This is a genomic window from Streptomyces sp. NPDC111606, from assembly GCF_055656945.1.
Window position 1 is genome coordinate 293,751 of record NZ_JBVKBY010000012.1, and the last position, 11,961, is coordinate 305,711.

The following is an 11,961-nucleotide window of genomic DNA, read 5'->3' on the forward strand; positions in this document are numbered from 1 at the left end:
AACGTGGGCCACCAGTGCATATCCGCACGAAACAACCCACGCAACGCGCGTAGAACCACGGCGTCAGCACACGCCGCGGCACATCATTCCGCCGCCCCCGAACCCCCCTGCGGCGCCGGAAGCCGAAACAGCGCCCACACCACCTTGCCGTTGAGCGCCCCGGCAAGCGGATGCCACCCCCAGCCGTCGCTGAAGGAGTCCACAAGGAACAGCCCCCGCCCCGACTCCGCAGAGAAGTCGTCGGAATCGCGCGCGACCGGGCTGTCATGACTGGGGTCGCGCACCGCACACACCAGCCGCTCGGTCCACCGCATCAGATGCAGCCGCACCGGCGGTGCCTGGTCGTGCACACGCTGCGCATTCGCCGGCAGGGCGTGCCGCAGCGCGTTGGTCACCAACTCCGAGACCACGAGGCACACATCGTCGAAGCGATCGCCCAGTTCCCACTGATCCAGAGTGCGACGTGTGAACTTCCGCGCCTCACGCACCGCTTCGTAGCGGGCGGGCAGTGCACAGGAGGCGGCGCTGGAGACGGCTGCGGGATCAAGCGGCGGAAGGCCCTGCCGTAACGGCTCGAGCATGGTCGATCCATTCGTCCCCATGCGAGGCACTCCCGGGAGTTCGCGGTCGTTGCGATGCAGCGGTTGCGCGGGACCATGGTTTCGGATGCGCAGGGCAGATGCAAGGGCAGATGCACGTGCACGTGACCGAATTGGACGTTCCCGTACCGCTTGTTGGCCATTTTTTCCGCCAACTTCAGCGCCTCTCCTTGCTCATCCCTCACCTCTTCCTGAGAGGAATCCTTGTCTTCTTTCCATCTCTGTAATCGGACGAGTACTGCTCGAAGTGATTTAGTGGCAGACTGCGGGCCCTGAAGACGGTTGGGGAGGCTGGCGAACGTGAGCGCGGGAGAGCCCGGATCGGTGGTGCGGCGCATGCTGCTCGGCTCGCAACTGAGGCGACTGCGGGAAGCGCGCGGGATCACGCGCGAGGCGGCGGGTTACTCGATCCGCGCCTCCGAGTCGAAGATCAGCCGGATGGAGCTGGGCCGGGTGAGCTTCAAGACGCGTGACGTCGAAGACCTGCTGACGCTCTACGGCATCACGGACGAGCAGGAGCGCGCCTCGCTCCTCTCCCTCGCCCGCGAGGCCAACGTCGCGGGCTGGTGGCACAGCTACTCCGACGTCCTGCCCAGCTGGTTCCCCACGTACGTCGGCCTGGAGGGCGCGGCGAGCCTCATCCGCGCGTACGAAGTGCAGTTCGTGCACGGCCTGTTGCAGACCGAGGCGTATGCCCGCGCGGTCGTCAGGCGCGGTATGAAGGGCGCGAGCAAGGCCGACGTCGAAAAGCGTGTGGCGCTGCGCCTGGAGCGGCAGAAGTACCTCGTCGACGAGAGCGCCCCAGAGTTCCACATCGTCCTGGACGAGGCCGCCCTGCGCCGTCCGTACGGTGACCGCGAGGTGATGCGCGGCCAGCTCCAGCACCTGATCGAGATCTCCGAGCGTCCGAACGTACGGCTGCAGATCATGCCGTTCGGCTTCGGCGGCCACTCCGGTGAGTCCGGAGCCTTCACCCTCCTCAGCTTCCCCGAGTCCGACCTGTCGGACGTCGTCTACCTGGAGCAGCTCACCAGCGCGCTCTACCTCGACAAGCACGAGGACGTCGCCCAGTACGAGAAGGCGCTGAAGGAGCTCCAGCAGGACAGCCCCGGTCCGGACGAGAGCCGGGATCTTCTCCGGGGTCTCCTTCAACTCTCTTGAAACACAAGTACGATGACGTGTGATCAGACCGTGAAGACGGTCTAGGTGATCGAGTCGATCAAGGCGATCAAGGCCGGTCAAAGCCGGTCAAGGCTTCCGTGATCAATCGATCGGGTGTCCGCTAGGGATTGAGGGATCACATGTCGTCCTACTTCACCGACCTGGCTCAGCAGTACATCGACGGTGAATGGCGCCCGGGCACAGGCTCCTGGGACATCATCGACTTCAACCCGTACGACGGTGAGAAGCTGGCGTCGATCACCATAGCCACGGTCGACGAGGTGGACGACGCCTACCAGGCCGCCGCCCGCGCACAGAAGCAGTGGGGCGCGACCAATCCGTACGCCCGCCGTGCCGTCTTCGAGAGGGCGCTGCGCCTGATAGAGGACCGTGAGCAGGAGATCACCGAGGTGATCATCGCCGAGCTCGGCGGCACCCGGCTGAAGGCGGCCTTCGAGCTCCACCTCGCCAAGGAGTTCCTGCGCGAGGCGGTTCACCTGTCCCTGCGCCCCGAGGGCAAGATCATCCCGTCGCCGATCGACGGCAAGGAGAACCGCGTCTACCGCGTCCCGGTCGGCGTCGTCGGCGTCATCAGCCCCTTCAACTTCCCCTTCCTTCTCTCCATCAAGTCGGTCGCCCCGGCCCTCGCGCTCGGCAACGGCGTGGTGCTGAAGCCGCACCAGAACACCCCGATCTGCGGTGGCTCCCTGGTGGCGAAGATCTTCGAGGACGCGGGCCTGCCCGCCGGTCTCCTCAACGTCGTCATCACGGACATAGCCGAGATCGGCGACGCCTTCCTCGAGCACCCGATCCCGAAGGTCATCTCCTTCACCGGCTCCGACAAGGTCGGCCGCCATGTCGCCACCGTCTGCGCCTCGCTCTTCAAGCGCTCGGTCCTCGAACTCGGCGGCAACAGCGCGCTGGTGGTCCTGGACGACGCCGACATCGACTACGCGGTCGACGCGGCGGTCTTCAGCCGGTACGTCCATCAGGGCCAGGTCTGCATGGCCGCGAACCGCGTCCTGGTGGACCGCTCGGTCGCGGACCGGTTCACCGAGAAGTTCGTCGCCAAGGTGAAGACCCTGAAGACCGGCGACCCGCGCGACCCGGAGACCGTCATCGGCCCGGTCATCAACTCCTCGCAGGCGGAGGCCATTTCGGCCACCGTCGCGCAGGCGATCGCCGAGGGCGCGACGGCCCTGGTGCACGGCACGACGACGGACAACCTGGTCGAGCCGTCCGTCCTCACCGGCCTCCCGGCCGACTCGCCCCTGCTGAAGCAGGAGGTCTTCGGCCCGGTCGCCTTCCTCGTCCCGTTCGACGGCGAGGAGGAGGCCGTACGCCTCGTCAACGACACGCCGTACGGTCTCAGCGGTGCCGTCCACACCGGCAACATCGAGCGGGGCGTCGCGTTCGCCAAGCAGATCGACACCGGCATGTTCCACGTCAACGACGGCACCGTCCACGACGAGCCGATCGTCCCCTTCGGCGGCGAGAAGCACTCCGGCCTCGGCCGCCTGAACGGCGAGACGATGCTGGACGCGTTCACGACGACGAAGTGGATCTCGGTGCAGCACGGCAGGAGCGGCTTCCCGTTCTGAGGTGAACGGGGCGCTTCCCGGGGCTGACCTCGGCCCCGGGCGCCCGCCGCCCTAATCTGGACCGCATGTCAGCGATCCGTCTTCTCGTGCTCGGCGCGGTCCGGCAGCACGGGCGTGCCCATGGGTACCAGGTGCGCAACGACCTGGAGTACTGGGGCGCGCACGAGTGGTCCAATGCCAAGCCCGGCTCGATCTATCACGCCCTGAAGCAGATGGCGAAGCAGGGGCTGCTGCACGCCCACGAGATCGCGCCGTCCACGGCCGGCGGGCCGCCGCGCACGGAGTACGAGATCACGCAGCAGGGCACCGAGGAGTACCTCGGGCTGGTGCGGCAGTACCTCACGGCCTACGACCAGCGGCCTGACGTGCTCACCGCCGCGCTCGGCTTCATGGTCGACCTGGACCGCGAGGAAGTCCTCGCCCTCCTGGAGGAGCGGGTGCGCAGTATCGAGGGGTGGCGCAAGGCCGTCACGGAGTACTACACGCCCGAGGAGGGCCCCGCCCAGCTCGGCCACATCGGCGAGATCATGAACTTCTGGGTCCACTCAGCCGACACCGGCGCCGAGTGGACTCGCGGGCTGATCGAACGCATCCGGGGCGGCGCCTACACCTTCTCCGGCGAGGGCGATCCGTTCGTCGGGATCCTTGCCGACGACCAGGAGAACCCGTACGCGACAGGGGAGCGGCAATCTGAGGACCGTCCCTAATCAAGTTTGACTAAGTGCGCCCCGGGTATTAGCTTCGAGCTGGTAGTCAAGTTTGACTAGCGAGGGAGATTCAGTGGCCGACGCGGCGATCATCGTCGAAGGGGCACGCAAGAAGTACGGCGGCAAAGCCGGCAAACACGCACTGGACGGGCTCGACCTCACGGTCGCGCGCGGCACCGTGCACGGAGTGCTCGGCCCGAACGGCGCGGGCAAGACCACCCTGGTCCGCATCCTGTCCACCCTCCTGCGGCCGGACAGCGGCCATGTGGAGGTGGCGGGACACGACGTGGTGCGCCAGGCCTACGAGGTCCGCCTGCGCATCGGCCTGCTCGGCCAGCACGCGGCCCTGGACGAGGAGTTGGGCGGCCGGCAGAACCTCGAGATGTTCGGCCGCCTCTACCACCTGGGCGCCCGCCCCGCGCGCGTGCGGGCCGACGAGCTCCTGGAGCGCTTCGGCCTCGCGGACACCGGCCGCAAGCCGGTGAAGCAGTACAGCGGCGGCATGCGCCGGCGACTGGACCTGGCGGCCTCACTCATCACCGACCCGGAGGTGCTCTTCCTGGACGAACCCACCACCGGTCTCGACCCGCGCGGCCGCGTCGAGGTCTGGTCCGCCGTCCGGTCCCTGGTCGGCGGCGGCACGACGGTCCTGCTCACCACCCAGTACCTCGAGGAGGCCGACCAGCTCGCCGACCGCATCTCGGTCGTCGACGCCGGCCGGGTCATCGCCGACGGCACCGCGGACCAGCTCAAGGCGCTGACCGGCGGCGACCGCATCGACGTGGTCCTGCGGGACGCCGGCCAACTGGGCGCGGCCGTCGCCCTGCTGCCCGTGCCGAAGGACGACGTCTCGGTGGACCCCGACCGCCGCCTGCTCAGCGCCCCGGTCACCGACCGGATGGCGGCGCTCTCCGGTGTCGTACGGGCCCTGGAGGAGGCCGGGATCGAGGCCGAGGACGTCGCGCTGCGCCGCCCGACGCTCGACGAGGTGTTCCTGCAGCTGACCGGGTCCGACGAACGAGTGAAGGAGGCCGTGTGACCGCGTACGCACTGACCGACTCCTGGACCATGACCCGCCGCGAACTCGCCCACTGGGCGCGGCAACCCGTGCAGGTCGTGGTCAACCTGGTCTTCCCCGTGATGCTGCTGCTGATGTTCGGGTACCTCATCGGCGGCGGCCGGGGCCTGCAGGGCTCCTACATCGACTACCTGGTCCCCGGCATGCTCGCGCTCACCATGGCCTTCGGCCTGGAGGGCACGATGATCGCGGTCACCCAGGACCTCAACAAGGGCGTGATCGACCGCTTCCGCTCCATGCCGATGGCCAACGGTGCGGTGCTGGTGGGCCGTTCGGTGGCCGACATGCTCCAGTCGGCGCTGGCCCTGTTCGCCCTGATGGGCATCGGATACGCGCTGGGCTGGCGAGCGGAGGGCAGCCCAGGGGCCTTCCTGGGCGCCGTGGGCCTGCTCCTGCTGTTCCGTTTCGCCATGCTGTGGATCGGCATCCACCTGGCGCTGGTGGCCGGGAAGCCGGAGATGGTGCAGGCGGTGCAGATCCTCGTCTGGCCGATCGGCTTCCTGTCCAACGCCATCGCGCTGCCCGAGTCCATGCCGGGCTGGCTCGGCACGGTCGTCGAGTGGAACCCGATGTCCCAGACGGCCACGGCCGTACGGGACCTGTTCGGCGGCACGGGTACGGACGGCGTCGGGGCGGCGATCGTATGGCCGCTGGTGCTCCTGGCGGTGTTCTTCCCGCTCGCGGTACGGCGGTTCGGACGCCTGAGCCGCTAGACCGTGTCCGCAAAGTCCCGCCTGCCCCGCGGCCTAGGGCGGCGCCTAGTGGTGGAACCCGGTGGCCGCCCCCCTGTCCTGTGTCAGGGGGTGCGGCTGCCGGCGCAGCTCCGGCAGCAACACGGTCAGGTCCTGCACGAACAGCTCGGCGAGGTCCGCGGAGAAGCCGTTGCGGCACACCACCCGCAGGACGGACAGATCCTCGCGGTTCGGCGGGAAGGTGTACGCCGGGACCAGCCAGCCCTTCTCGCGCAGCCGCCGGGATACGTCGAAGACGTCGTACGCCCGGACGTCCGGGGCCGTCGTGAAGGCGAAGACGGGCAGCTGGTCGCCCCGCGTCAGCAGCCGGAAGTCGCCGAGCTTCTCCACGGCCCCGGCGACGGTCCCGGCCACGTCCCGCGAGGCCTGCTGCACGGCCCGGAACCCCTCCCGCCCCAGCCGCAGGAACGAGTAGTACTGCGCCACCACCTGGGCGCCGGGCCGCGAGAAGTTCAGCGCGAAGGTCGGCATGTCGCCGCCCAGGTAGTTGACCCGGAAGACGAGCTCCTCGGGCAGCGCCTCCTTGTCCCGCCACAGCGCCCAGCCGACACCCGGGTAGACGAGCCCGTACTTGTGCCCCGAGGTGTTGATCGAGGCGACCCTCGGCAGCCGGAAGTCCCACACCAGGTCCTCGTCGAGGAAGGGCGCCACCATGGCACCGGACGCGCCGTCGACGTGCACCGGGACGTCGAGGCCCGTGCGCTCCTGGAGGGCGTCCAGGGCGGCACACAGGTCCGCGATCGGCTCGTACGAACCGTCAAAGGTGGAGCCCAGGATTCCGACGACGCCGATGGTGTTCTCGTCGCACAGCTCGGCCGCCGCCTGCGGGTCCAGATGGAACCGTTCGCCCTCCATCGGGACCAGGCGGGGCTCCACCTCCCAGAAGTTGCAGAACTTGTCCCAGCAGACCTGGACGTTGACGCCCATCACCAGGTTGGGGCGCGCGCCGGGGTACCGGTCGGCGTTGCGCTGCGCCCACCGCCGTTTGAGCGCCATACCGGCGAGCATGCACGCCTCGCTGGACCCGGTGGTGGAGCAGCCCACCGCCACCGAGGGATCCGGCGCGTTCCACAGATCGGCGAGCATCGCCACACAGCGCCGCTCCAGCTCGGCGGTGCGCGGGTACTCGTCCTTGTCGATCATGTTCTTGTCCCGGCACTCCGCCATCAGCACCCCGGCCTGCGGCTCCATCCAGGTGGTGACGAAGGTGGCCAGGTTGAGCCGGGAGTTGCCGTCCAGCATCAGCTCGTCGTGCACCACCTGGTACGCCGTCGCCGGCGGCAGGGGAGCGTCGGGCAGCCGATGCGTGGGCGGGGCCTCGGTCATGCCGCTGACCGGGTTCGTCTCGCCGTAGAAGGGGTTGACCGCGAGCCTGCGCCCGCCGCCCTTGTCGTCCGGTGCTTCGCTGTTCCCACGATGCAGTGGCATGTATACGACGGTAGGTCCGGGCCGCCGGGCTTGCACCTCACGCCGCGTGAGGACTCATCGTGGAGTGCGTACCGAGAAGGGAGCGGAAGTGAGCTACTCCGTGGGACAGGTCGCCGGCTTCGCCGGAGTGACGGTGCGCACCCTGCACCACTACGACGACATCGGCCTGCTCGTGCCCAGCGAGCGCAGCCACGCGGGCCACCGGCGCTACAGCGACGCCGACCTCGACCGGCTGCAGCAGATCCTGTTCTACCGCGAGCTCGGCTTCCCGCTCGAGGAGGTCGCCGCCCTGCTCGACGACCCGGACGCGGACCCGCGCGCACACCTGCGCCGCCAGCACGAGTTGCTGACCGCCCGGATCGAGAAGCTGCAGAAGATGGCGACGGCCGTGGAGCACGCCATGGAGGCACGCAAGATGGGCATCAATCTCACGCCGGAGGAGAAGTTCGAGGTGTTCGGGGACTTCGACCCGGACCAGTACGAGGAGGAGGTGCAGGAGCGCTGGGGCAACACCGACGCCTATCGGCAGTCACAGCAGCGCGCCGCCTCGTACACCAAGGAGGACTGGCAGCGGATCCAGCGCGAGGCCGACGAGCTCAACCGCCGCTTCGTCACGCTCATGGAGGCCGGTGAGCCGGCCGACTCCGAGGCGGCCATGGACGCGGCCGAGGAGCACCGCCGGGGGATCGCCCGCAATCACTACGACTGCGGGCACGAGATGCACGCCTGCCTCGGCGAGATGTACGTCTCCGACGAGCGGTTCACCCAGAACATCGACCAGGCCAAGCCGGGCCTCGCGGTCTACCTGAGGGACGCGATCCTCGCCAACGCCGCCCGGCACTCCTCCTGAGGATCCTGGCCCGGGGCCCCGTGCGGGTCACTCCCGGGCCAGGACCACCGCCGTCCCGTAGGCACACACCTCGGTGCCCACGTCCGCCGCCTCCGACACGTCGAACCGGAACGCCAGGACGCCGTTCGCCCCGCGCGCTTGCGCCTGCTCGACGAGCCGCAGCATGGCCTGGTTGCGGGTCTCCACGAGGGTCTTGGTGAGCCCCTTGAGCTCACCGCCGACCAGCGACTTCAGTCCGGCGCCGATCTGGCTGCCCACATGCCGGGAGCGCACGGTCAGACCGAAGACCTCACCCAGAACCGAGGTGACCCGATAGCCGGGAATGTCATTGGTGGTCACCACCAGAACGTCGGGCTGTGGCTCCTGCCCGCCGCCGTACTCTTCGATGCCCATGAATCACAGCTTTGTCCCAGCAGGGGCACAGTGCATCCTGAGGGGGTCCATGGAACCTGGGCGGCCAGTGCAGCGTTGATAATTTGAGCACCCAGCTTCGCCTCCGCCCCCTCCCCGCAGGAGCCACAATCCCGTGACCACGCTTGCGCTCGGCCCCGAGTGGCTCAGCCCGGACTATCTGATCGAGACCTTCAGCCTCCCCGGCATCCTGCTGATCGTCTTCGCCGAGTCCGGCCTCTTCGCGTTCCTGCCCGGGGACTCCCTGCTGTTCACGGCGGGCCTCTTCGTTGCCGAGGGGAACTACATCAGCCAGCCGCTGTGGCTGGTGTGCACCCTGATCGTGCTGGCCGCCGTCATCGGCGACCAGGTGGGGTACATGATCGGCAAGTTCTTCGGCCCGAAGCTCTTCAACCGGCCCAACTCCAAGCTCTTCAAACAGGAGAACCTGGAGAAGGCCCACGAGTTCATGGAGAAGTACGGCCCGAAGGCGATCGTCCTCGCCCGCTTCGTGCCGATCGTGCGCACCTTCGCCCCGATCGTGGCGGGCGCCGGCCGTATGCAGTACCGGACGTTCCTCACGTACAACGTCATCGGCGGTATCGCCTGGGGCACCGGCGTCACCCTCGCGGGCTACTGGCTCGGCCAGATCGGCTTCATCAAGAAGAACGTCGAAGCGATCCTCATCCTGATCGTCTTCATCTCCGTGGTTCCGATCATCGTCGAGTTCCTGCGGGAGCGCGCCAAGAAGAAGCGCGCGGCGGCCCAGGCCCCGGCCGCACCCGCCCAGCACGCCCAGCAGGCCCCGATGATGGACGACGCGACGACCCAGCTCCGCCGCATCCCCTCCGAGGACCACCCCCAGCAGTACGGCAACCAGGGGCAGCAGCAGTACGACTACGACCAGCAGTACTACGGCCAACAGCAGCCGCAGCAGCAGCCCCAACAGCAGCCGTACGCCCAGCAGTACCCCCAGGGCTACGGCCAGCAGCAGCCGTACGGCGGTCAGCAGAACCAGCAGTACCCGCCGAACCAGGGTTACTGAACGGCCCCTTCAGGGGCGCGGGGAACTGCGCGGTCAACGACACACGATCCGCAGCCGCCGTCGATCCGGAAGCGACCGAGCTACCAGGCGCTCAGAACCCTCGAGTCCGCTTGGCAGCTCGCCGCTTCTCCGGCGATCCGATCCGCAGGAACAACCGAGAGATCTCCGACCCGAGGTTGACCCCGATAGCGATGGCCATGGCCAGGGAAGCCGCCGTGGCCAGGGAGACCAGCCCCTCGTCGACATCGTTCTGCGCGATCGCCAACAGCCCGAAGTACGTGGCGGAACCCGGCAACAGCGGCCCGATCGCCGCAGTCGTGTACGGCAACGCGGACGCGAACCGGTAGCGCGCCATCAACTGCCCGAACAGCCCCACGAGCCCGGCCGCGACGGCCGTGGAGGCGACCGGCGAGAACTCACCGGCGTAGTGCATCGCGCCGTACACCACCCAGGCGACACCCCCGTTGAGGGTCACCGCGAGCACCGTGGTCCGCTCCTGCTGGAGCAGCACGGCGAAGGTCAGCGACAGCAGCATCGACGCGGCGATCTGCCAGTACGGCCGGTCGGAGGCGAGCAGCGCCTCGTCCGGGGTGAGCTTGGCACCCAGGTTCACGCCGAAGTACAGGATCACCAGCACGCCGACGACGATGCCGACGAAGAAGTACATGACCTCCAGCAGTCGCGCGGCCGCGGTGATGTAGAAGCCGGTCAGCCCGTCCTGCACGCCCGCCACCAGCGCCCGTCCGGGCAGCAGCGCGAACAGCCCACCGGTGATGACCGCGGACGCCTTCACGTCGACGTGCGTCAGCGTCAGCGCGACCCCTATGGCGGCCGGCGGCATCGCGGCCACCGTGAACTGGTAGAACTCCGGCAGCCCGCGGCCCGCACACAGCCACGCCAGCCGGTCGCCGAGCATCGCGCCGAGCATCGCCGCGATGAACACGATCAGGTCACCGCCCACCAGCACCGAGGCCGCCCCCGCGAGCAGCCCGCTCGCCGAGGTCAGCACCCAGGTCGGGTACGGGTGCCGGTTACGGCGGATCTCCGCGAGCCGCCCGTAGGCCTCCTCCAGGGAGATGTGGCTCTCCGGGTCGCTGAGGTCGTCGACGAGCTGGTACACGGCGGCCAGGCGCGTGTAGTCGGTGCCGCGCCGCCGTACCGTGCGCGACGCCGTCACCGGATCGTCCACCAGCGACGGCTGGTACGAGATCGACAGCAGGGTGAAGGTGACGTTCGGCTCGCAGCGGTCCAGGCCGTAGGAGCGGCAGACCGCGAACATCGCGGCCTCGACGTCCTCGGCGCCCTCACCGCCCGCCAGCAGCAGTTCGCCGATACGCAGGGTCAGGTCGAGCACACGCGGGACGGCCGGGCCCTCGTCCTCCGCCCGCGCCATCCGCTCCGGCGCGGGCCGCTCGGTGACCGGCATGCGCAGCATCGTGCGCATCCGGTCCTGCCAGGGCAGGTCCTTGGTCAGGCTTATCCGCGGTATGCCGCCGGCCGGGGTGAACGCGGGCGAGGCGTCCTCGGCGGTGTAGCCGCTGGGCGCGGTGAACGCCGATCCCTCGGGCTCGTGGAGCGGTGCCTGCAGCACGTCCAGCCCCTTGGGCAGGGCGAACTCGGACGTGGTCTCCGACTCGCTGTCGCCCACCTCGATCCCGGCGGGAGGCGTGAAGGCCATCCTCGCCTCGTCCGACTGCGGCTTGCGGTCCTCCGCGTCCGTCACCTGCGTAGCACTCCCTGTACGACACCTCCTGCCGCTCTCAGTATGCGCACAGACACGCGAACGGGCTGCACGCGCACGCGTGCAGCCCGTTCACTTGTGGCTGAGAGGTGCCGGTGGCTCAGTGGCCGCCCTGGTCCTTGAAGCGCTTGTAGGACCGCTCGATCTCGGCCTCGGCGTCGGTGCGGCCCACCCAGTCGGCGCCCTCGACGGACTTGCCGGGCTCCAGGTCCTTGTAGACCTCGAAGAAGTGCTGGATCTCCAGGCGGTCGAACTCGGAGACGTGGTGGATGTCACGCAGGTGCTCCTGGCGCGGGTCCGTCGCCGGCACGCACAGCAGCTTGTCGTCGCCGCCCGCCTCGTCCGTCATCCGGAACATGCCGATCGCGCGGCACTTGATGAGGCAGCCCGGGAAGGTCGGCTCGTCAAGGATGACCAGCGCGTCCAGCGGGTCGCCGTCCTCGCCGAGAGTGTTCTCGACGAAGCCGTAGTCGGTCGGGTAGGCGGTCGAGGTGAAGAGTCGACGGTCCAGGCGGATCCGACCGGTCTCGTGGTCCACCTCGTACTTGTTCCGTGAACCCTTCGGAATCTCGATCGTGACGTCGAACTCCACCGGTGGCTCCTCCATGA

At 68.6% G+C, this 11,961-nt stretch carries 12 protein-coding genes; 7 read left to right on the top strand and 5 right to left on the bottom strand.

Features of this window, described 5'->3' with window-relative positions; genetic code table 11:
- Positions 1-83 precede the first annotated feature (83 nt).
- Positions 84-602 (bottom strand): ATP-binding protein, encoded by a 519-nt coding sequence (locus ACZ7M7_RS35965; RefSeq protein WP_383610632.1) that lies wholly within the window; start codon positions 600-602, stop codon positions 84-86.
- A gap of 333 nt (positions 603-935) precedes the next feature.
- Between ACZ7M7_RS35965 and ACZ7M7_RS35970 the strand changes: the two genes are divergently transcribed.
- From ACZ7M7_RS35970 to ACZ7M7_RS35990, 5 genes are all read left to right on the top strand, one after another.
- On the top strand, positions 936-1,760 hold the full coding sequence (locus ACZ7M7_RS35970) for a helix-turn-helix domain-containing protein (protein ID WP_472124520.1): 825 nt from the start codon (positions 936-938) through the stop codon (positions 1,758-1,760).
- 140 nt (positions 1,761-1,900) lie between these two features.
- A complete protein-coding gene (locus tag ACZ7M7_RS35975) occupies positions 1,901-3,361 on the top strand; it encodes an aldehyde dehydrogenase family protein (RefSeq protein WP_472124353.1) in 1,461 nt (486 codons plus the stop codon).
- 65 nt (positions 3,362-3,426) lie between these two features.
- The gene (locus ACZ7M7_RS35980; protein ID WP_472124356.1) at positions 3,427-4,068 is read left to right on the top strand and encodes a PadR family transcriptional regulator; all 642 of its coding nucleotides are present in this window, start codon (positions 3,427-3,429) and stop codon (positions 4,066-4,068) included.
- Positions 4,069-4,141: 73 nt separating this feature from the next.
- Positions 4,142-5,107, top strand: a complete 966-nt coding sequence (locus tag ACZ7M7_RS35985) for an ATP-binding cassette domain-containing protein (RefSeq protein WP_472124359.1) — start codon at positions 4,142-4,144, stop codon at positions 5,105-5,107.
- A complete protein-coding gene (locus ACZ7M7_RS35990; RefSeq protein WP_383610643.1) occupies positions 5,104-5,859 on the top strand; it encodes an ABC transporter permease in 756 nt (251 codons plus the stop codon). Before ACZ7M7_RS35985 ends, ACZ7M7_RS35990 begins: the two co-directional genes overlap by 4 nt.
- Before the next feature lie 45 nt (positions 5,860-5,904).
- On the opposite strand, the gene ACZ7M7_RS35995 is transcribed toward ACZ7M7_RS35990, so the two are convergent.
- A complete protein-coding gene (locus ACZ7M7_RS35995) occupies positions 5,905-7,326 on the bottom strand; it encodes a glutamate decarboxylase (protein WP_472124362.1) in 1,422 nt (473 codons plus the stop codon).
- Between the two features lie 88 nt (positions 7,327-7,414).
- On the opposite strand from ACZ7M7_RS35995, the gene ACZ7M7_RS36000 reads away from it, so the two are divergent.
- Positions 7,415-8,176, top strand: coding sequence for a MerR family transcriptional regulator (locus ACZ7M7_RS36000; RefSeq protein ID WP_472124365.1), 762 nt, complete (start codon positions 7,415-7,417; stop codon positions 8,174-8,176).
- Between the two features lie 27 nt (positions 8,177-8,203).
- On the opposite strand, the gene ACZ7M7_RS36005 is transcribed toward ACZ7M7_RS36000, so the two are convergent.
- On the bottom strand, positions 8,204-8,569 hold the full coding sequence (locus ACZ7M7_RS36005) for a YbjQ family protein (RefSeq protein WP_383610652.1): 366 nt from the start codon (positions 8,567-8,569) through the stop codon (positions 8,204-8,206).
- A 133-nt stretch (positions 8,570-8,702) separates the two neighbouring features.
- Between ACZ7M7_RS36005 and ACZ7M7_RS36010 the strand changes: the two genes are divergently transcribed.
- Complete coding sequence (locus ACZ7M7_RS36010) at positions 8,703-9,611, top strand: DedA family protein (RefSeq protein ID WP_383610655.1); 909 nt, start codon at positions 8,703-8,705, stop codon at positions 9,609-9,611.
- A 91-nt stretch (positions 9,612-9,702) separates the two neighbouring features.
- Here ACZ7M7_RS36010 and ACZ7M7_RS36015 read toward each other — a convergent pair whose 3' ends face one another.
- Both ACZ7M7_RS36015 and ACZ7M7_RS36020 read right to left on the bottom strand, forming a co-directional pair.
- Positions 9,703-11,334 (bottom strand): threonine/serine exporter family protein, encoded by a 1,632-nt coding sequence (locus tag ACZ7M7_RS36015; RefSeq protein WP_472124368.1) that lies wholly within the window; start codon positions 11,332-11,334, stop codon positions 9,703-9,705.
- Positions 11,335-11,452: 118 nt separating this feature from the next.
- Positions 11,453-11,944, bottom strand: coding sequence for an inorganic diphosphatase (locus tag ACZ7M7_RS36020; RefSeq protein ID WP_164425123.1), 492 nt, complete (start codon positions 11,942-11,944; stop codon positions 11,453-11,455).
- Positions 11,945-11,961: the final 17 nt, after the last annotated feature.